Source organism: Butyricimonas sp. Marseille-P3923 (assembly GCF_900184685.1).
Classification (GTDB): domain Bacteria; phylum Bacteroidota; class Bacteroidia; order Bacteroidales; family Marinifilaceae; genus Butyricimonas; species Butyricimonas muris.
Genome location: NZ_FXXL01000006.1, coordinates 1,049,008 through 1,070,623, shown reverse-complemented (window position 1 = coordinate 1,070,623; position 21,616 = coordinate 1,049,008). Strand labels below are relative to the sequence as shown.

The following is a 21,616-nucleotide window of genomic DNA, read 5'->3' as shown; positions in this document are numbered from 1 at the left end:
TTAAAAAGTTGCCTGCAATCCCAAAGAATAAGTTCTGGCGAAAGGATACTCTAATCCTCTTTCGGCCTTTACCGAAGATACCCGAAACACATCCGTCATATAGAACGACATTTTCAAACGTTCCACGAACTTCGATATATGTAAATGCCGGAAATCATACGACACGTTCAGCGATGCAAGTGACAATTCGTTCAAACGCTCCACGAATCGGTCCGTCGGACGGGTTGTCGTCGGCGTATCGGAAATCTTCTTGAAGAAAGTGACATCACCGGCTTCTTTCCATGTTCCCGTGAATACCCGCTTGTCCACGTTATACTGTATATCCACGTTCTCCACCCGGTCTACCAGAGTCTGGTTGTAATAATCACCCCCCAACTTGTAACTGAAAGAGCAATTCAATGAAATTCCCATGTATTCGGCGTTAAACCCGAAATTACCCCGCATCTTCGGATTGGACTCACCACACACCACTTGATCATTAATATTCCACACGTAAGTCTTCTTCCCGTTACGGTCTAAAAACATCTCGCTACCGGTTGCAGGATCAATCCCCAGCGAGCGTACCGCCCAGATAGCACTCGTGGATTGCCCCTCTTCAAAACGGGTATACGGTTTCGAGGGATTCACGTCGTCATCATCTTGTGCCTCGTTCGATTTCGTCAAGGCGTCAGAGATTTTCACGATCTTATTCTTGTTGGAAGAAACCGAACCGAAAACCGTAAAATAGGAATCCTTCTCTATATTATTGTATAACTTCCAACTCAACGTGGCATCGAATCCCCTGTTCTGCACCTCTCCCAGATTTTCCTTGAACGTACTGAATCCCGTAGAACCGGACAAATCAAAATCCACCAGCAGATTATCCGTGTTACTGATATAATAATCAAAACGTAACGTCAACCCGTCCAATAAACGGGCATCGAAACCGATATTGATGTCCCTTGTCTGTTGCCATTTCAACTTATCATTTGCCATACCCATCAGATATGCGCCCACGATATTATCATACTCGGCACTCGTAAAATACTTGTATGTAGCCATCGCTTGATAAGGGTTGAAATTCTGACTTCCGGTATATCCTATTGAAGCCCGTAATTTCAGTTGATTCAGCCATTCCTGATTGCTTAGAAAACTCTCATGGTGCATATTCCAGCCGACACCGACAGACCAGAAACTCCCCCAACGATTGTCAGCCCCGTACACCGAAGAACCGCTCAGACGATAGGAAAGATCCGCCAGATACCGGTTATCATAGGAATAATTGACAGCTCCTACCACACCAATTTCCCGCATTGTGGCATCATCTCCCGTCGGGGTACCGTTCTCCGCATACTGTTTAGCAAAAGCGATATGATCCACTTTATCGTTCAAAAATCCCCATGCCTCCATACCGTGGTAATCATAACTATCCTGCTGCATATTCCAGTTCAGGTTGGCAAACAACAAATGTTTGTCCCACTGCTTGGAATAATTAAATGTTGCGTCAATCTTCAATGTCTTGTTCGTTCCATCTTTGATATAATAAGACCCCCGTTTAAAATAATCATCTCCCGTCCAATCGGCAAACTTCGTGTGATTACCCGGGTAAAAATCTTCCCGGCTATCCTGTTTTTGCGTGTAACCGAAACGACCGATAAACTTTAAATCCGAGAACATCTGCCACTCGACGTAAAAATTATCGGTCACTTCCGTGTACTTTGAGAAATTCTTCGTCCCGAGGGTTGTATTATACAAGGGATTATAATACACCGTTGCCGTTTGCCAATCTCTCGGTTGGAATTGTCCCAACACCCGCTTCAGATTCCCGTTCTCGTCACGAGGGCTCCAGTAAGGATTCAATTTCGTATACTCGGAAAAACTACCATAAGGCGAATCATTCGCTTTATTGAAAGTAACGCTCAACACGTTCCGGAATAACAAACTTTTGTAACGATACGACAACGTGATCGCTCCTGCCACGTTCTCCCTATCGGAACCTTTCATGACTCCCGCAACCTTGTTGTAAGACACGTCAACCCCGTAACGCAGATAATCATCTCCCCCTTCCAGATACAAGGAATGTTTGTGTCCCACACCCGTCCGCAACGGCTTTGCCAACCAATAGGTATTAACACCCCGGGCGATATCTTTTTGTATCTGATTGTATTGCTCCATCCGGAATTGAGTATCTTCCGGATAATAAGCCGTATAACGTCCGGCATTCAACTCCACCTGCAATTTCTCCCTCGCATTACACAAATCATAACTCGTCAGATCCGGTCCCGTGATATTCAGGTCCCCAGAATAAGTCACTTTCAACATTCCCTTTTCCGGCTGTATCGTTTCGATTACAACCACCCCGTTAGCGGCACGCGAACCATAAATAGCTTTGGCTGCCGCATCTTTCAAAAGCGTAACCGAAGCCACCCGATTCATATCAAGATCAAACACTTTCTCAGTGGTCGCTTCAAAACCATCCAAAATGAAAAGAGGCTGATTCGGGTTGGAACTGTAATCACCTTTCATGTTCGGTAAACTGGAAGCCCCCCGAATCTGAATATCCGGCATACGATTCGGGTCGGAACCGAAATCCACGCTCTCCGTCACGATGAACGAAGGGTCCATGTTCTTTAAACTTTGCAGGATATTCTGATTCCCCAAGCGCTTTAAATCCGCTTGCTTGAAAGTCGTGGCAGCACCCGTGAAACTCTCCGCTTTACGGGTAAAGATACCTGTAACCACCACTTGTTCCATCTCCACCACGTCGGGTTCCATCGTCACGTTCAATTCCTTCTCACCCCGGTAAGTAACTTCTTTCGTCTGCATCCCGACAAACGAGAAAACCAGAACAATATCCCCGTCCGACGACACGGGCAGCTTATACTTCCCGTCCACATCCGTGGCACATCCCAGCGTAGTTCCCTTTACAACAACCGTCACCCCCGGCAACGGTTCTCCCCGCTCATCCTTCACCGTCCCGGAAATCATACGCGGCTCCACGCGAGTAACGCTACTTTTCGTACTTTTTTTAACAACATACACGCCATCCACTTTCGAGAACTCGAATCCCGTTCCTTCCAGAATCTTCCCGAGAGCCACATCAACAGGAACGTTCACCAGATTCAATTCTTTACACTTCTGATCGCCCAAGAGTTGCCGGTTGAAAAGAATCTCAACCCCGGTCTGATCCTTGAATTTGATCAAAACATTATTCAGGCTTTCAGCTTTAGTGCTAAAGGTTACCACACGAGTCGAATCCTCCGTTGCCGCGTGAGCCAACGAAACGAAAAACAACAAGTGCAACACCAACAACATTTTTCGTGAAAATACAGACTGAATATGCCTGTCAGGTGTCTTTTTTTTCATACATTTGTTTTATTAATTCGTTAATATTAATGAATCAGTGGAGAATGTCATCTAAAGTTTGCCGACTACAGAATGCATTCTCTACTTTTTTACTTCCTTATCACTTTTATCGTGTCACTTTCAATCGTGAACTTCACTTCAACCCCTTCCTCGAAAAGTCGTAACATGGTTTCAATCTTCCCGTAACGACTGAGAGTCCCCGAAAAGACCAATTCTTTCAGAGCCGGATCGGTGAAAACAATCTTCACGTTATACCATCTTTCCAGTTCCCGTGCAATCTCTTCCAGCGTCTCGTTTTCAAAACTGAAACGTTTATCCCGCCACGCGATCTCGTTATACACTTTCACTTCTCTGATTTCCGGCGTTTCGGAACCTTCCGCCAGACTCAACCGGTAACCCGGTTTAAGTTTCAATTCCGCAATTCGATCACTGCTGAACCCGATTACACCTTCGACCAAAGTCGCTTTCAATTGCCCGTCGTCCCGGTAACGCTTGACATTAAACTCCGTACCGTACACCTTCACGTTACCCAAATCCGTCTCCACGATAAAAGGCTTACGCTCATCCTTGGTAACGACAAAATATGCCTCCCCCGATAAATACACGCGTCTTTCATCTCCCGCAAACACGGTCGGAATCTTCAACTCCGTATCGGAGTTCAACCAAACCATTGTCCCATCACTCAATTCTACCTGATACTCACCACCCTTCGGGATCATAATCGTGTTGTACGTTACTTCCGATTTTTGAAGACCACTATACTTGATAACGCCCGCGTCTTTCTGTACCTCAATCCCGTCCACCTTATACAACATCGTATCCGCCAACATCTCCACATCCACCTTTTTCCCGTCAGCCAAAAGAATAATCGCCTTATTCCCACCGGGTACCCATTCTTTATTCACATTAGCCAACCGATCCGGCTGCTTCTCTCCTTTATTCAAGAACAAAATACCTCCGCCAACAGCCAACAAGATGAATAAACAAGCGGCAAAACGATACACGTACCGGACGATCTTCTTTCGCCTCGAATCCCGCTCTTTCCGTACATGCTCGTCAAATCCCGCGATCATCACGGATATATCCGTATCCAACTCACACGTCGTTTCGTCAGCCGACCAAACCCGATGAATACGCTCGTAATACTCCTTATGCCGTTCGTCCCTCGTCAACCATTCTTGAAACATTGCCTCCTCCGCAGGCGACAACGTCCGGCGAACTTTTCGCAACAAGATATCCCAACTAATATGATTTTTCTCCATAATTTTCAATCCAATCATTCGGTTTTGTCTATAATTAACACGAGATCAAAAAACGGATGACATGATTGAGGAAAAAAATTTATCTTTGTCAAAAATATTCTATCTCGGATGGACGAATTCTCGAAAAAGGATGAACTGGGCTCCCGAATAAAAAAGCGGGATGTAAAGGCTTTTCATGAATTGTACCGGACTTCATTCCGTCCTCTGCAACATTATGCCATGCGTTATCTTTATGACTGGAAAGAAGCAGAAGACATGGTACAAGATGCTTTTCTATCCCTATGGTCGTACCCGGAAAGGTACGATGAAAAGCAGTCCGTTTCATATTACCTGCTCGGAATCGTGAAAAACAAATGCATGAATTATTTGAGGAACCTTGACATTCAATATAAACATCAGGACAAAATCATCGAGGCAATGTTATTCTCAAATATTGAAGACCCGGAAATCGATGAAGATATTCACGAGCGACTCAACCGTATACTGGAATTATTGCCGGACAAACAACGCGAAGTCGTGTTATTGCACATCGTGGAAAAGAAGAAAATCAAAGAAATAGCGGAACAAATGGATATTGCCGAAACCACGGTAAAAACTCACTTCAAACGTGCCATGACAATCCTAAGGAACAATCTTAAATTCATTTTATTCGGGATATAAACATCATGCTGAACGCAACAAAAGACCTTGCGTTCAGCATGACACAAACAATAAAACGGACTTTCGAAACCTGTCAATCAGTTCATCCGAATAGCCCTTACAGCTTTTCCCCCGCTTCTTTTCTCCCCTTCTTTGTTATATTTTTCTTCTTCCATTTTGGCTTTGTCCGCACCTAAAGTATCGCCGTTTTTAGTCAACAGGCGGGCTTTGGAGTTCATCAAGTTAGCCTTGGCGAAATAGTCATTCGTCCGGGCACATCGAGCATCAAGCCAATCAATACCTTCCTGCACAAGGGCTTTGTCGTCACAACCGGTCAAAGCCTCGATATTGTTCTGGAAATACATCTGATCTTCCCCGCCACGGAACACGTTGTACTTGAAGGCTTCCCGCATACTGTTCAACATTCCCCGGTAATCACCCTTTCTTATATATTCGGCAGTAAATAAAGTTGCCAAAGAACCCGGCACGAAAGCATAATCCAATGACTGGAGAAGTTTGACCAATTCGGTATTTCTCGCCTCATCAAAATCCCCGTTACCCGGACGCCAATACGCGATCTCCGACACGGCTCCTTTTATTGCCATTTCCAATTTATAATCCACCACCTCTTTACCGGCAACTTCATAGAAACGACCGATATTAGCCATCACCTGCCGCAAAGGTTTTGACAACGGATCACTCACGTTCTTCTTGATCAAATCCCAGTTTTCCTTGGTCACGATCTCGTCGTCCGACAAAGCATTCAAGTATTCCGCGGCAACGGCACCCTGTTTTTCCTGCATATAGGCAGAAGCCAACGCGTTCAGATAACGACTCAACAGATCAACACTTCTCTCTCCCGCATCATAACGCATTGTCAACCCGCTCAAGTTATTCCGTGGATCATTGGCAATCTTTCCGCCCTCCATCAACCACTCGGCAGAACCGGCGCCAACCATCTTATGCACCACTTGTCGCGTGTTCGGGTCCACGAAAACCAAAGTCGGAAACGCCTTCACGTCAAAGGTGTTTTTCAGTATCACACCGTCGGCATCTTTCTCCATGTCATACTTCACGTTCACGAAATCCCGGTTAAATTGATTTCCCACGTCCTCACGGGTGAAAACATTGGCCGAAAGCATTTTACAAGGTCCGCACCATGAAGTGTAACAATCAATAAAAATCAACTTCTTCTCTTTCTTTGCTTTCTTCAGAATCTTTTTCCATTCCTTGGTTTGTTCGAAACGGATTCCCTGTTCCTGTGCCCGGGCACCCAGAACAATCGCGGTCAACAAAATGACTATCACGTACAATCTCTTCATTACATACAATATTAATTAGACATCCTTATGATTTAAACTTCTTTTTCAAACCGGAAACGATATCGTCAAACTCCTTCGTGATACCTTCTTTAAATTCCGGGCTAAGTTCGTCAAACCCGAAGAAAACCGAAAGTACTACCTCACATTTTCCATCTCCCTTGGGATAAATGTCAAACGCGTACACCCATTGTTTTTCCCCGGCATAGTCGGATTTCGTCACGAAATAACAGATTTTGAAATTGTCATAGTCAATCACGCTGATGTGTTGACTTCTTTTCTTTCCGGCTTTCGTTTCCAATTCAATTTTGGCATTCAATGCCTTTTCCTCGCAGGTAAAAGTCTTCACTCCCGAGAATTTCCTGTAATTACCCGGTTCGGACATATAGTCCCATACCTTTTGCGCGGAAGCCTTCAAAACGACTTTCTTCTCCACCGCCGGCGGGATTCTTTTAGCCGCAGTCATTTGCGCGGAGGCGATGCCTGCCGTGCAAAGTATCATCATTAAGCACAAAAACTTTTTCATCTCTCGTTTTTTTATAGAGTTGAGGAATACCGTACGGTTGCTGTGTCGATCGAAAAGAAGCATAATATCTCTCGTTATACATGTATCCCTCAAACTCTTGTATTATTTACATGCCCATTGCCGGCATGGCAACACTCTTTTTCTTCCCGCTAACCAATTCCGCCAACTTGTCGGTCAAGGCTTTTCCCCTCAAATTCTTCGCCACGATACGCCCTTCCTTATCGATAACCAAGATATAAGGGATTCCCGAGAACTGATACTGTTTCATCACGTCTTTCCCGGCTTTCGGGGCACACACTTGCGCCCACGGCATATTCTCCTCTTTCATTGCCTTTCTCCAAGCGGCATCATCCTTGTCAATCGACACGCTGAAGAATACAACACCCTTGTTACTGTATTCCTTGTAAGCCTCTTTCAAATGAGGGATTTCCGCGCGACACGGACCACACCAAGAAGCCCAGAAGTCCAACACGAGGATTTTGCCCTTGAAGTCCTGCGGTCCCAGTTGTTTCTTTCCGTCGGGCGTGGGGAACGAAAATTCCGGAGCCATTTTCCCTTCAGCCAAACGCTCCTTCTGTGCTTTCGCCTCGGCTCTATCCGCCTTGAATCTAAGCAGGGGCGCGTAATTCGGGTTCACTTTTTCCAAACGGGCAAGCACCTGTTCTACCAATGCCTCGTCTTCCTCGCCACGCAACGCGGGCAGTACCGCCAACACGCTATTCCGGTCGGCATAATGCTCCGCGAGGAATCTTGCACGGGCACGGGACTCGTCACCCAACATATCGTAAAACTTCCCGGACACTTCCTGTTTTGCCGCATCGTCAATCCCGGGGATGCGATAAACTCCTTGAGAAATCCCGATCATCAACTGGTACCCCCGGTAACCGTCCCAGTTCATGAGATTCATCACCTCGTTGTTAGGTCCCCCGTTAATATACACGTAAGGGGGATTTTTGATTTTAATTCTAGCGGTATCCTCCCCGCGGAAATTAATTTCCAAATCTTCGTCCTCTGCCCAAAACGACACGGACTGCCATTTCTGGCAATCCAAGGTGTAAACCCCCGGTTTGTCCACTTTCATTTTAAACTCGTACGTGCCGTCAGCGTTCACTTTACATGAATCAAGAACCGTCTTGTCAAAGCCTTGACGTTCCACGATTTCCATGTTAAAACGGTTGTACGGGAATTTCACTTTTCCCTTGATCGTTATCGTCTTTTGGGCGAAAACAGAACTTGTAAGCATCACCATACAAGCCACAAACATTACACTTAAAAATTTCCTCATACTATTATTATTAAATCCATTAAAATTCAACACGACTTATTTTAATTCAGCCGCCAATTTCTCGAAATAGGTACGATACGACATCATACCCGCTTTTCCCTCGGCTTCTTTTTTTGCCGATTCGGCGGCGGCATTCTCGAACCAACGGGCTGCACGTGCCCTCAACTCCTTGTCTTTGCAGTTCTTGGTTATCCTTAGCCCCCAGTTATACAATAACAAATCCGAAACCTTGCCATTTTTCAACAGCGCGTCACCCTCAGTCACGTAAGTTTTCCAGTCCCCGGTCTTCTCGGCATTATTCATTCTCGCGTTCGCCGCGATGTCTTCCCAACCGTCAACTTTCGCCTTTTTCATCCGCTTCACGTAACGCTCAAAACCTTTCTTATCCAACACCTTTGCGCCCTCTTTTTCCTGCACGAACCGATTCGCCCCGGTTGCCCACACGGATTGTATCTTACGATTCACTTGTTGTTCCCCGTAAAGTGAAACGAGATGTTCCCGGTTTGCGTATACATACCGGAACAAATCACTATCCACATCATTCACGTACCGGACAAAGATATCCCAATACTTTTTCTCGTTCAATTTCTCCCGGTCGAGCGTGGCGAAATACTCCAACGTCACCTTCTGTGCGTCCTCTCCCAAGTTAGCCATCCCGAGCACTTCCAGATAAGAAGTTATAAACTCCGGCTCCCGGTTTCCGTCGGCATACTCGTTTTGCATATAACTTAATCCTTTACCTTCCAACACGAGTTTCCCTTGCCTGATTAATTCATCCGCACCCAATCCTCCTACCACGCAATGCACTATTTCCCCGTCACCATGAATAAAATTCAACGTGGGATAAGCTCTCACGCCATAACGCTTGCTCAATTCTTTCCCCTCGCCCTTTTCCATGTCCACCTTCACGTTAATAAACTTCTCGTTGAACAAAGCGGTAACATCAGGATCGACAAAGGTCGTTTGAGCCATTTGTTTACAAGGTCCGCACCAAGAGGTATAGCAATCCATAAATATCAATTTATTCTCTTGTTTTGCCTTTGCCAGAATCTCGTTCCAGCTCCCGGCGGTAAATTCTATTCCCTGTGCTTTTTTCAAAGCCTCCTGCCCGTACCCGATAAAAGGTTCCGCTTCGGTGTAACCACCTGCCAAATACACGAGCTTACCATCCCCGTTCACGAAAACAAAAGCGGGATACCCCGATGTCCCGTATTTCTGTGCCAATTCCTTCTCTTTACCGAAATCCAACTTCAGATTGATAAAATTCTCGTTGTAAAAATCAGCCACTTTATCCAACGAGAAGATATTCTTCACCATCATCACGCACGGTTGGCAGTAATCGGTATAAGCATCGATAAAAATCAACTTCTTTTCCTTCTTCGCCTTCACCAACGCCTCCTTGAACCCGATTTCCTCGAATAGAATAGAACGTTTGTTACTTCTCTTTACTTCCGCTTCTTTCACCGCCTTTTGTCCCTTTTCCAAAAAAACTTCCGGTTTCTGTGCTAAAATAAAAGGACTGACGACACCCAGAATATCCCCGTCCGGCATAAAGAAACCGTAAGTGGGGTACATATTCATCACCAGCTTCGGGGCAAATGCCTTCCCCGCCTCCGTTCCCATATCTATATGAATGGCCACGATATTCCGGTTACAGAAATCCATAATCCCCGGCACGGAGAACAATTTCCGCTCCGCCTCATCCCGTTTCTTCCGGTCTTCGGGAGTACGAGCCTTCATCATCGCGTCGACCAACACGATTTTGCCCTCCTTTTGAGCCAACTCCGCGGCTTGTTCCCACGTCAGATCCTTGAATACCGATTTATACTTCTGTGCTTTCACCGGCAATCCAAACATCACCAACAGGAGAACAACACTCAACCACGTTCCGATTCTACTATTCTTTTTCATGGATAATTCTTTTTGAGGCTGTCTGAAAGATTCTTTTCAAACAACCTCATTTCTCTATACTTATTTATTCTTTGTACAATATATCAACGATCTTACCGAAACCGCCATAAGGTTTATCGGTTCCGTCCACGATCGCACCCGTCAATTCATTGAATCCTACCAAGTAGATTTTTCCTTCTCCGCCACCTGTCAACGTCGAAACAATCAACAGTTTCCCGTCTTGAGCATGTCCGGAGTTTTTAAATACTTCAATCCCGGTAATTGTTTCCCCGGCAAACGAGTGAACGACAGTTCCCGCATTTGTCGAAGCATATTTATACTGGCACAAGTCACTACCGGAAGAATAGAAACACACGTTTCCTTGATTTCCGAAAGCGTAATAAGAATCCCCGTTTATTCCTTCACAGTTATCCATCGCATATTTCTTCACCGGCGAGGCTTCCGTTCCGGAGAAATCCATCACGTACAATGCGTACTCGGATGTTTGCGTGTCGTAAAAAACAGCATAAGTGTAAGAATTGAAACCGTTATCCATAAACTTCAACTCTTTGGAAACACCGATATCATCCAAATCGAACTCACCACTCGCAGTAGATTCAAACTCACCCACCTGTGAACCGAATTGATTTATAGGAGCAAAACGTTTGTTTTTCTTGTCGAAAATCACGGTTGAGAATGTACTGGTAGATATACGCGGCAAATAAGGAGCCGCTTCATAATCCCCGTTCAACCGGTCGCCAAAGGTTGTCACCCCCATAGACGCATGATCCCAAACGTAAACCAATCCGTTATTGATAAGCATCTCTATCGGGCGACTTGTTACCATAAAAGCCCCGGGAGCGGGAGTTATACTCATCGGGAAAGAGAACCACGACGGATAATCACTCGACATAATCTCGTATGTATCAATATCCAAGGTTACACCTCCGGTTTCAGTAAAGAAATAAAGTGCTTTATTATCCGTTGCTGCATCAACAGAAACAAATCCCAGAAATTTCCCATTCGTTATTTCCAGATCATTAACACCGGAATAGACATGATAATAAGTCTGTTCGTCCGATTCCAAGATATCCGGCAATAACTTGGCAGACTTTATCAAATGCAAATCATAAATACCGTTATTCTCATCCATCACGCACAACCCGCGGGAAACGAGAGTTTCAACATTCAACTTTAACGTGAAAGCCTCTTGAATATTCTGAAGATGGTCGGTCACCGTCAAGGTCAGATAATACGCGCCCGGTATCTCGTAAATAATCGTATCGAACACCGCTTTCGTGTACAACACGACTGCCGAATCATATTTAGTCACATCTTCATCCTTCTGGGGGACTTGCGGGTAAATTTTCCACTCGTACGACAGATCTTCCTTGTTCCCCGCATATTTCACATCCACGGGTACTTTAAAATTCTCGAACTGATACGCCGTTTGTTGTGCCTTAATACCTGTCGTGTCGATCTGCAACGACGTTAATTCCTTGTAATCATAATTACCCTTGTCATCATAGCAATTACATAAACCGAAGATGGCAACCAGTAAAAAAATGATCTGTATTATAAATCTCTTGTTCATAAAATCATCGTTTAATTGTTAATCCGGGAATGTTACTCGATCACCTGTTTTAGGATCTACCAGAGGCCCGTTCTCGGCTTCGTACTCTGCCAATTTTTCTTTCAAGATTCTCTTCGCCGGCGAGAATTTCGCATCATTACCCATGAATCCCATCAGATTCCAAGCTGAAAAATCCCAAACACCTAACTGCTCGTAAACGAACAAGTATTTAGTTTGATTACACTCCCCGAAATAATCACTCACTTTATTCATAAACCAATTTTCACCACCTACCCACTCTTCCGGAATGTCATCCGAAACCGTGATAAAAAGTGTTGTCCGAAGTCCCGCTTTCAAATCATCGGAATCCACGAGTTCAACCAAGAAAGATTTAGCCCCGTCCTCCAGCAAATCACTTGAACGCAAGACTTTCAACGGTATTTTTACGGAAACCTCGTTTTTAGGCAGCACAAGCCGGTCTTGTATCTCGTAATTAGTCCCGGCAACAGCTCCATTCTCGCTCGTGATCTTCAGCCCGATTGTCCGGTCGTAATTTTTAGCATACCCCATCAACAATATCTCAAGGTCAATGTCGGTATATTCATCCAGCACGAAGCCATAAACGACATCAATCGTGTCCCTTTGTAACCCCATACTCGTGTAATTAAAATTCACTCGCTCCACATCATTGTAATACGGGATTTTTTCTTTCTCGCAGGCAGTCAACACAAAGGTCAAACATACCGGAAGCCATAAAAAATATCTTATCATGAATTTCATAATCTCTGTTTTTTATTTTCCAAATTCCAGTTCATTCTCCGGTTTCGGGAATACATAATTCACCGTGTAGCCATTCAATTTCTCATCCTTCATCCGCTTATGATAGAAAAAGAGTTGTCCTTCACAAATAAATTCACGCTGGTATTCCTTCAAGATTTCTTCCTGCACGGCATCCCCGCTATTCACAACCGAAGCATCCAACAACTCCGTGTCTTCATATCCCCGGTTAGCGAGCACTTCGTTCAATCGGGCTACCGCCACGGAAGGCGTTGCCTTATCACACTCCGCCACGATATAATACATCTCGCTTAGACGGATCATCGGCATACGGTCACGCTTGGGCGTGTACAATTGACCTTCCACCGTAATTCCATCCATCTGCCACAGTTTAGAAGGTACATCCCCTATATAATTCGTGGTTTCGAAGAAGAAACTACGAAAATCATTCCCCGCGACAAACAAACTACCCGGGGAAATCCGCGTCAATAAAGGCACGCTCGTACCCGTGAAAGACCCCTCGATATAATCTTTCAACTTCCTTATATTTAAAGCGAAAAGATGTTCCGTGGAAAAAGTACGGTCACGCAACTCCTTTTTCTCGTTCAACACGTCGCCCCTCGTGCTCCAAGGAAACAACTCCCGGTTTTCGTGAGCCTCGATCACGGCAATGGCACTCTTACGGGCTTCGGTCGGATTGCCCGCGTACATGTACACGCGTGCCATCAACCCCATAACCGCGTAATAATTCAAGTGATAATTCCGATTTATCAAATAACCGTTGTCATCACTCGCGGAAACTTCCCGTCCCGTCAGCACAGGATCATTTGCCAGACACGTAGCCGCTTCTTTCAAATCCTTGATAATTTGTTCCGTGACATCTTTCGGGGAAACCGACACGGTTACCTGCTTCGTGAGTTCATTGACATAAGGAATCCCGTCTTCAGCGGAAGCACTTGTCGCATCCGCACAAAACAAACGTAACAAATCAAAGTGCATGAAAGCCCTCAAAGCCAACGCTTCCCCTTTTATAATCTGCTTATTATCCCCCGTGAACACGGCTTTTGAATTATCAATATAAGCCAGAATACTATTAGCGTTCGCTATGGCGTTATACAACCCGTTCCAAAGCGTGTCGATAATCGGTTTCGTGTTCGTTGCCTCGTACTCGTATTTCAACGCGTTCGCGTAACGATGATTGGAGCCGATTCCTCCCCATTGCTGGGCGACCACATCCACTATCCCGTAAGTCAACTCTCTACCATACAGAGAAGATTTTGTCATCGCCGTATAAACGCCCGCCAAAGCATCCTTGAACCCATCCTCGGTGGAGAACATATCTTCGGCTTCCATCTCGGTTTTCGGTTTCACGTCCAGCCAGTCGTTACACGCCACCATGCTGAAACAAACCAAAATCCACAAACTATATTTTAAAAAACCTTTTCTCATAATCTAGTCGAATAATTGTTTAGTATATTCATAGCCTACCACCTGTTAGAATGTCGCTTGCAGCTGGAACGAGAAAGAACGGGCAAACGGGTAATCCGTACCTCTTTCCGTCTTCACCGTTGACAGACGAAATACATCATTCATGTAGAAAGACAATTTCAACCGCTCGATAATACCATTCTGCATGAACTTACAATTTCTGAAATCGTAACCGACATTCAGAGAAGTCATTTGCAACTCGCTCAAATCCTGCACGAAGCGAGATGTCGGGCGCGTGAAATAATTCGGGTCGGTAACTCTCTTGAACTCGGCTTTTTGTCCCGGTGTGGTCCATCTTCCGGTATACACCCGACGGTCCACGTTGTAAGTCATATCGCAATTCTCAACCTTGTCTACCAACGTTTGATTATACATCTGTCCGCCCAAACGGAAATAAAAAGAAGTATTTACAGAGAAACCTTTCCAATCCAAGTTAAAACCGAATGTTCCCGTGTATTTCGGCAACTCGTCACCGCAAACGACTTGATCGTTGGCATCCCACGTGTAAGTCAGTTGCCCGTCCTTTGTCAGAAACAGCTCGTTTCCGGTACCCGGGTCGATCCCCAAAGACCGCACCGCCCAAATGGCACTCATCGATTGTCCCTCGGCGTAGCGAACGGACGGTTTCGTGGTCTTTTCTTTCGTACTTTGATCATAATTGAAATCTTTGTCGGAATCCTTATCATCATTCATGCTTGACAGAGCCTCGTTAATCTCTTTGATCTTGTTCGTGTTGTGCATCAAAGAACCGAACACGTTCAAGTGCAAATCCTTATCCGCATCATTAATCGCGCGCACGCTTACCTGCAACTCGAATCCTTTGTTCTGTGATTTTCCCAGATTCTCTGTGTAAGAAGAGAACCCGGCGGAAGGCGGTAACGTTACCGGGGTCAACAAGTTACTCGTGTTCTTGATATAATAATCAAAAGTCAAATCGACACGACCAAATAATGATACATCGATTCCGACGTTATTATCCTGTGTCTTTTGCCATTGCAGGTCGGGATTAGCCAAACTCATCAAGTAAGAACCGATAATGTTATCGTAAACTTCGTTTGAATAATACTTGTAAGTAGAAACCGCCTGATAAGAATTGAAGTTCTGTGAACCCGTGTAGCCCGTGGAAACACGCAATTTCAAACGTTGCAACCACCCAATGTCATTCAAGAATTTCTCGTTGTGCATGTTCCAACCCGCACCAACAGACCAAAAATGTCCCCAGCGGCGATCAGCCCCGAACAACGAAGACGCGTTCGCCCGATAGTTACCGTCGAACAGGTAGCGGGAATCGTAAGAATAGTTCACGGAAGCCAGAAAACTCGTTTCTCTGGACAAAGACTCGCTTCCACTCGGTTTTCCTCCGGCAAGATACTGTTGGGCATGAGTGATGTAATCCAACTTGTCATTGGCAAATCCCTCCGCTTGAAAAGTAACGGATTCCGATTTCGTTTCACCGAGGCTCCATTGAGCGTTGGCAAACATCACGTGTTTATCCCAAATCTTCGAGTAATTCAAAGCGATATCCGTCGTTAGGGTTGTCATCTTCCCGTTCCCTTTCGTGTATTGACCTCTCTCGAAATAAGCGTCGTCCGTGATATCGATATCACGGAACATCGTGTGATCCCTCGGGTAAAAAATATCCGATTCATCCGTGCGGGAAGTGAAACCGAAACGCCCCGTGGCTTTCAAATCATCAAAGACACTCCACTCGATATAAAAATTATTTGTTATATCCGTGTATTTACTTTCGTCTTTCGTGTTTAAAGTTTTATTTATTAGCGGGTTGTAAACCGGGTTACTCCCGTAGGCCACCTCTACCGGGTTCAACACCTCCCGAATTGTCCCATCTTCATTGTTCGCCCTCCAGTACGGGTTCAGTTTCGCGTAATCGGAAAATGACCCGTAAGGGGAATTATCGGCTTTATTATGCAACAAAGAAAGTTGTTCCCGGAAAAGCAAAGATTTGTAACGATAAGAAAAAGTAAAACCTCCGCCGAATGTTTCCCGGTTGGAACCCTTCATAACACCCGCCACGTTGTTGTAACTCACGTTAATATTATACCGGATAAACTCATCGCCACCCTCGAAATTCAACGAGTGCTTGTGCCCGATCCCGGTACGTAACGGTTTGCTCAACCAATAGGTATTGACACCCCGCTCTACCTCTTTATTCAATCCCGCGTACAATTCATCCAACCGCTGTTGACTCACCGGGTGATTCGTGGACGAGGTATATACCCCGGACAAACGCTCCACTTCCAGTTTCTGCCACGCGTTACACAAATTATAACTACTTAAATCCGGGGCTTGGATATCCATACTCCCGGTATAACTTACCGTCATCTTACCGATCGCCGGACGTTTGGTCTCGATAACAACCACGCCGTTCGCCCCCTTGGAACCGTAAAGCGCCTTTGCCGTCGCGTCTTTCAACGTCGTGATAGACTCCACCCGGTTCATATCCATGTCCATCACCTTCTCGATAGTCTGTTCAAAACCGTCCACGATAAAAAGCGGCTGGTTCGGGTTCGTCTGGTATTTATCCTTCATGTCCGTGAAACTGGAAGCACCGCGCATCTGGATTTCCGGCACCCGGTTCGGGTCGGAACCGAATTGATTGCTCTCTATCACCTGAAAAGAAGGATCAAGGTTTTTCAAGGCTTGCAGGACATTCATATTACTCACTTTCGCCAGATCTTCCGCTTTCACGGTACGCGCCGCACCCGTGTAACTCTCAGCCTTCCGGGTAAAGATACCGGTAACCACGACTTCTTCCATCTCCTTCACGTTCTCTTCCAACGTCACGTCTATCGTTTTCTGCCCGTCGTACACGACCTCTTTCGTCAACATCCCCACGTACGAGAATACAAGTACCATATCCTTGGTCAAGGGAAGAGCCAACGAATAGCGACCGTCAATATCGGTAGCCCCACCTAAAGCCGTTCCCTTGATGACGATTGAAACCCCGGGCAACGTTTCCCCTTTTTGATCCCGCACCGTTCCCATCAACGTGATCTGTTGCACTTTCTCCGCCTTTACCGGGGCTTTCCGTATCACCACCACGTTATTGGTCAATTCATATTCCAGCCCGGTACCTTCCAGACATTCGCGCATGGCAGAATCCACGGTAACATTCTTTACCGCATAATCCTTTCTTCCGACATGTTTCAAATCGTCGTTACTGAACATGAAACTCAACTTCGTCTGGCGTTTGATCTCGTCAAAAACCTCTGCCAACGAAGCATTTTTCATATCCACACTAACCCGATCCGTGTTTTGTTGAGCGAATGAAAATGATACTGACAACAGTACTATCTTCACGGATAACAACAATTGGCATAGCCACCGGGGATATCCCCGAAAACTTTCATGATCTCTCTTCATAAAATAATTTGTTTGATTTTACATTAGTCTATTTCACAATCTCTTCAATTCTGTTTGCGGCAGAAATGATCGGCTTTCTTTTTTTCTTTTAATTATTTTCCATAACTTTGTTTATTGATTTTACATTAGTCTGTTAGCAGACTCACAAGGGAATGGTATTTGCGGTACCGTTCTCTTTTTATTTTAGAGTCACATGGTTCCCCTCCACGACAAACGTGATCCTTTTGATTTTTTCCATCAAATCAAATATATCGGAAACCTCCTTGTACTTCAGGATATCCATCGTGAAACGCAACTCTTTCTGCTCCGGGCTGCTGTACGAAACCTTGAAATCATACCAGCGCTGCAACTCTCTCATGATATCTTCCAAACGGGCGTTCACGAACACGATCCGTCCCAGCTTCCAAGCAATATAATCATCCACGTTGACCTCTTTCACCTCTATATTACCAGCCTCATCCACCTTCGCCTGCTCGCCGGGTACAATCCGGTGCACGCGACTCTCGCTCTTCACCTCTACCGCCCCTTGCACCAGCGTTGTCAACAAATCCGCCTCGTCAGCATAAGCCCGAACCCCGAATTCCGTTCCCAGCACGGAAATATCCGCCCGCTCCGTTCTCACCGTGAACGACCGTTGTTTCTCGTGCTCGACACTGAAATACGCCTCTCCCGTCAACCAAACGACGCGTTCCTTCGAATTAAAATGCACCGGTATTCGCAGTTCCGACTCGGAATTAAGGTACACGGTCGTACCGTCCTCCAGACGCACGATATACTCTCCCCCTCTCGGTATCTGGATCACGGTAAAACTATTATCAGCGACAACCGCCTCGTTATTTCTCATGAAATTCAGCGTATCCTTCTGATTCACCATCACCGCCAACCCGTCATTCACGCGTACCGTCGTGTCCCCGAAAAGAGCAACTTTCTCCCCGTTGGATAAGGTTACCACGGCTTTGGAACTCCCGACCTTAATCTCCTCGTGTGCCAATAAAGTTGAAGAATCTCCCTGTTTTGAATCCGACATCAACCAAATCATTCCACCCACCATCAACGGGAAAATAATCGCCGCCGCCACTCGAAGCACCCGTGAACGAATCTTTCGACTCCTGATAGCCACCGTTTCCCTTCTCAACCGCTTCCACCGATCATCCCGCGACACGCGATTACGGTCCGTGACAGCCCTTTTCAAATATTTCCCCGAGTGCAAACCTTCAAAGAAATCCCTGTTCCGCCCGGATGCATTTAACCATTCATCCAACCGGCGTTGTTCATCTTCCGAAATATCATTCAAAAGTGCCTTCGTTATCAATCTCTCAATCTCCCGTATATTCATCAATTACTCCTATCTTAAAATATTTTTCTATCTTTCTTATCTAAGAACTCCAAAAAACAAAAAAGGTAGTATAGAAATATGGCATTTTTTCAAGAAAAAAATCTATCCTGTTCAGTTATCTTACAACAATCAATAATATATATATCAGGTATTTTACTGTTATTAAATTTTATATAAATACAATTTAAATTCTATTATTTTACCTTTGGAATAGGCTTTGAATAGGAGTTGAATAGGAGATGAATGGGAGTTGATATAAATCAACTACAATACAAATATATCATATATACTTATTATTTAACTTATTTTACCTCGAAACCAACTCTCTCGGGAACTGACCTCACCCGGATTTTTATTCTATTTATTTCCATCCCACCCCTTTCGAAGGAAAATTTTGGGATGGGAAAACTATAAAAGAGCAATAACGTGGGGAAATCAATTTAAAATCACGGCATTCACGGATACAAGTACATCATAAAACAAAGGAGATGTTTCAAACGTTCCCTCAGATAGTTATTCGCGTTTGTCTTATGTTTTTTAATGGTCGTAACGGCAATATTCAACTCCTCCGCGATCTCTTTATGACTCTTTCCTTCCAGACTCTTCGCGTACACGTTCCGACAGGCTTCCGGAAGTTCTTCAAAAATATCATTTATCAAGGCATATATTTCAGCCTCGATCATCTGGTACACGAACGACTCTTCCGCCTCCTCCACTTCAAAACCTTCCATTCGTCTATCTTGCCTCTGCTTATCCCGCAGGAACGTCAGGCAATGGTTACGCACCACCCGGTACAAGTAAGCCTTCAACTGTAACTCGTCCTCGAACTTATCCCCTTTCTCCCATAACTTAATAAAAATATCCTGCAAAAGATCACACGCCAATTCCTCATCCCCCACGTAACGCATGGCGAAATACTTTAAAGCGGCAAAATATTGTTCATATACCTCTTTAAATGTTCTCGAATCCGACAAACATATTCTTCCGCTCCGGATTGTATTTGTCATATATTCATATAATTTTAGACGAAGACAAATATAATTGTATTTCTTCAAACAAAAAAGCGGTGTCGTACACGACACCGCCTAATATCACTAAAGCATACACTATAATTCTCGCAAACTAATAGTAATATAACGCAACAGCTCCCCCATCAAAATTTTTATTTACCCAATAATGTTTCTGTACCTCCCCGGGTTTCTGCGGATCGTCATACAATTTCAACACCCTAAAATCCCCGTTATCAAAAATAGCACCAAACACGCGCCCGTTGAAATATCGCTGGGCTGCATTGTCCCCGTCGCCTCTCCACGTTGCAGTGATAACAAAATCTTTCATATTGCCCTCTTCCGTGAATTCATGTATTTTTGAAATAGCAGTACCTTCCATACTCATCGAATACAGAGCCTTCCCCGCCCCGACATACATAAAGTCATTATAGCGCTTATCCATCGCTATTTTCACAAGACCATGTCCTTGTTCTATCAATCTTGCCGCGTCAACAGGTAATTTCAAATTAGAAACAGCTTTATAATTTATCGAATGCTCTGCCGTGTACAAAACAGTATTTAACTCGAACGTTTGTATATAAAAATCCGAACCGTCCTTATAGATAACATAAGTATTATTATTAAAAAAACTTTCATGGAAAAGTATCGCATAGATCTCTTTATCAAAATTATCAAGAAGCACATAACCGTCAGGTAAACTAGCTATATTGCTTGGACGAGATAAATCATGAACCGCATAATAATCCAGTTTTTGATTATACCCGTTTGAAGCTGTCATAGCAAGAATCCGTTTTCTTTCCTTTTCATAAATAATCGCTAATTGATCTTTCGCTGTCACACGTTCGGCTTTAATCTCTTCAGAACCTTTATCCGGTACATCATAAGGGTCGTCAAAGACCAATGGTTCAAGAATAAAACGTCCCGTGTTCGGATTCCCCGCGTCATAATTCACACGCGTGTAAATTTTCCCAGACTTATCCAACAACAGCGAGGTAGCTCCGACAGTTTCAAAATTTACCGGAATGCAATTAGTCGGTTCCCCCACGAACTCATCTTTCATGGAAACGATTTTTTTCATATCTTCAGAATTCACGGCAACGGATTTCCGCCAATCCCGGTCCAAGATTTGCAAAGCACTGTATCGATCAGCCGGATCCGGAGCCAATCCCGTAATACGGGATATTTCCACGGGATCTTGCCCCAATTCTTCTCCATCATTGTAAAGAGGATACACGTTTTCATGTGGAATATATTCCGTGACCGAGAAATTAGAATAAAGCCTTCCGTCAAGTTCCACGTTTTTCTTCTCCCAATAACGCTCGACAAAATCCATTTGAGTGACACCATTACTTTTACCCAACACGACAATTCCGGTACTAAAAGGTCGGCGTATCTCCACGAGGAAACCATAGATCGTGGCATTACCAGCGTTTTTCCGATAAATAAACAACTGCCCGTTCCCTCCTTCCGTGAACACGTGCCGTAAATTTTGCTCTGTTGAAATCACTTTACCATCCATCCGCCACTCGTAAGTCAATTCATCATCACCGTTGTATTTCACCTCCAAATCTAATTGCAATTCATCCCCCGCAGTCACCTTGAATCTGGCATCTATAGTATTTTCATGAAGATAAAATCTTTCTTGATCCTCTATATTTGTTATAATAACGGTATCAGGCAATACAATATCTCTATAATTCAAATTTGTTTTGTCATCCATGCAACCGGTTAATAATATATAGCCTAAGAAGCATATCATTAAAATCTTATTTCTCATAACCT

Annotated in this window: 14 protein-coding genes; 1 reads left to right on the top strand and 13 read right to left on the bottom strand. The window is 44.6% G+C overall.

Going from position 1 to position 21,616, the window contains the following annotated elements; genetic code table 11:
* Both CS948_RS10125 and CS948_RS10120 read right to left on the bottom strand, forming a co-directional pair.
* On the bottom strand, positions 1–3,345 hold the full coding sequence (locus tag CS948_RS10125; protein WP_255301945.1) for a SusC/RagA family TonB-linked outer membrane protein: 3,345 nt from the start codon (positions 3,343–3,345) through the stop codon (positions 1–3).
* An 89-nt stretch (positions 3,346–3,434) separates the two neighbouring features.
* Positions 3,435–4,625 (bottom strand): FecR family protein, encoded by a 1,191-nt coding sequence (locus tag CS948_RS10120; RefSeq protein ID WP_255301944.1) that lies wholly within the window; start codon positions 4,623–4,625, stop codon positions 3,435–3,437.
* Positions 4,626–4,715: 90 nt separating this feature from the next.
* Here CS948_RS10120 and CS948_RS10115 point away from each other — a divergent pair, with 90 nt between their 5' ends.
* On the top strand, positions 4,716–5,267 hold the full coding sequence (locus CS948_RS10115) for an RNA polymerase sigma factor (RefSeq protein WP_099291560.1): 552 nt from the start codon (positions 4,716–4,718) through the stop codon (positions 5,265–5,267).
* A 77-nt stretch (positions 5,268–5,344) separates the two neighbouring features.
* Here CS948_RS10115 and CS948_RS10110 read toward each other — a convergent pair whose 3' ends face one another.
* The 11 genes from CS948_RS10110 to CS948_RS10060 form a co-directional block, all read right to left on the bottom strand.
* Complete coding sequence (locus CS948_RS10110) at positions 5,345–6,568, bottom strand: thioredoxin domain-containing protein (protein WP_099291559.1); 1,224 nt, start codon at positions 6,566–6,568, stop codon at positions 5,345–5,347.
* Between the two features lie 25 nt (positions 6,569–6,593).
* A complete protein-coding gene (locus tag CS948_RS10105; RefSeq protein WP_099291558.1) occupies positions 6,594–7,091 on the bottom strand; it encodes an SRPBCC family protein in 498 nt (165 codons plus the stop codon).
* Between the two features lie 106 nt (positions 7,092–7,197).
* Positions 7,198–8,376, bottom strand: a complete 1,179-nt coding sequence (locus tag CS948_RS10100) for a TlpA disulfide reductase family protein (RefSeq protein WP_099291557.1) — start codon at positions 8,374–8,376, stop codon at positions 7,198–7,200.
* Between the two features lie 36 nt (positions 8,377–8,412).
* A complete protein-coding gene (locus CS948_RS10095) occupies positions 8,413–10,287 on the bottom strand; it encodes a thioredoxin fold domain-containing protein (RefSeq protein WP_099291556.1) in 1,875 nt (624 codons plus the stop codon).
* Between the two features lie 64 nt (positions 10,288–10,351).
* Positions 10,352–11,860, bottom strand: coding sequence for a PKD-like family lipoprotein (locus tag CS948_RS10090; protein WP_099291555.1), 1,509 nt, complete (start codon positions 11,858–11,860; stop codon positions 10,352–10,354).
* A gap of 18 nt (positions 11,861–11,878) precedes the next feature.
* Positions 11,879–12,619, bottom strand: coding sequence for a DUF4843 domain-containing protein (locus tag CS948_RS10085; protein ID WP_099291554.1), 741 nt, complete (start codon positions 12,617–12,619; stop codon positions 11,879–11,881).
* Between the two features lie 12 nt (positions 12,620–12,631).
* A complete protein-coding gene (locus CS948_RS10080; RefSeq protein ID WP_099291553.1) occupies positions 12,632–14,065 on the bottom strand; it encodes a RagB/SusD family nutrient uptake outer membrane protein in 1,434 nt (477 codons plus the stop codon).
* A gap of 45 nt (positions 14,066–14,110) precedes the next feature.
* Positions 14,111–17,488, bottom strand: a complete 3,378-nt coding sequence (locus tag CS948_RS10075) for a SusC/RagA family TonB-linked outer membrane protein (protein ID WP_099291552.1) — start codon at positions 17,486–17,488, stop codon at positions 14,111–14,113.
* Positions 17,489–17,666: 178 nt separating this feature from the next.
* On the bottom strand, positions 17,667–18,824 hold the full coding sequence (locus tag CS948_RS10070; protein WP_099291551.1) for a FecR family protein: 1,158 nt from the start codon (positions 18,822–18,824) through the stop codon (positions 17,667–17,669).
* A 455-nt stretch (positions 18,825–19,279) separates the two neighbouring features.
* On the bottom strand, positions 19,280–19,831 hold the full coding sequence (locus tag CS948_RS10065) for an RNA polymerase sigma-70 factor (protein ID WP_176555000.1): 552 nt from the start codon (positions 19,829–19,831) through the stop codon (positions 19,280–19,282).
* A gap of 115 nt (positions 19,832–19,946) precedes the next feature.
* Positions 19,947–21,611 carry a PKD-like family lipoprotein gene (locus CS948_RS10060; RefSeq protein ID WP_099291550.1) on the bottom strand — a complete coding sequence of 555 codons (1,665 nt, stop codon included), beginning with the start codon at positions 21,609–21,611 and terminating at the stop codon, positions 19,947–19,949.
* Positions 21,612–21,616: the final 5 nt, after the last annotated feature.

Coding starts and splice junctions, on each gene's coding strand:
- CS948_RS10090 (WP_099291555.1), bottom strand. CDS start 11,860: ATGAACAAGAGATTTATAATACAGATCATTTTTTTACTGGTTGCCATC.
- CS948_RS10080 (WP_099291553.1), bottom strand. CDS start 14,065: ATGAGAAAAGGTTTTTTAAAATATAGTTTGTGGATTTTGGTTTGTTTC.
- CS948_RS10125 (WP_255301945.1), bottom strand. CDS start 3,345: ATGAAAAAAAAGACACCTGACAGGCATATTCAGTCTGTATTTTCACGA.
- CS948_RS10120 (WP_255301944.1), bottom strand. CDS start 4,625: ATGATTGGATTGAAAATTATGGAGAAAAATCATATTAGTTGGGATATC.
- CS948_RS10075 (WP_099291552.1), bottom strand. CDS start 17,488: ATGAAGAGAGATCATGAAAGTTTTCGGGGATATCCCCGGTGGCTATGC.
- CS948_RS10105 (WP_099291558.1), bottom strand. CDS start 7,091: ATGAAAAAGTTTTTGTGCTTAATGATGATACTTTGCACGGCAGGCATC.
- CS948_RS10060 (WP_099291550.1), bottom strand. CDS start 21,611: ATGAGAAATAAGATTTTAATGATATGCTTCTTAGGCTATATATTATTA.
- CS948_RS10110 (WP_099291559.1), bottom strand. CDS start 6,568: ATGAAGAGATTGTACGTGATAGTCATTTTGTTGACCGCGATTGTTCTG.
- CS948_RS10085 (WP_099291554.1), bottom strand. CDS start 12,619: ATGAAATTCATGATAAGATATTTTTTATGGCTTCCGGTATGTTTGACC.
- CS948_RS10115 (WP_099291560.1), top strand. CDS start 4,716: ATGGACGAATTCTCGAAAAAGGATGAACTGGGCTCCCGAATAAAAAAG.
- CS948_RS10100 (WP_099291557.1), bottom strand. CDS start 8,376: ATGAGGAAATTTTTAAGTGTAATGTTTGTGGCTTGTATGGTGATGCTT.
- CS948_RS10070 (WP_099291551.1), bottom strand. CDS start 18,824: ATGAATATACGGGAGATTGAGAGATTGATAACGAAGGCACTTTTGAAT.
- CS948_RS10095 (WP_099291556.1), bottom strand. CDS start 10,287: ATGAAAAAGAATAGTAGAATCGGAACGTGGTTGAGTGTTGTTCTCCTG.
- CS948_RS10065 (WP_176555000.1), bottom strand. CDS start 19,831: ATGACAAATACAATCCGGAGCGGAAGAATATGTTTGTCGGATTCGAGA.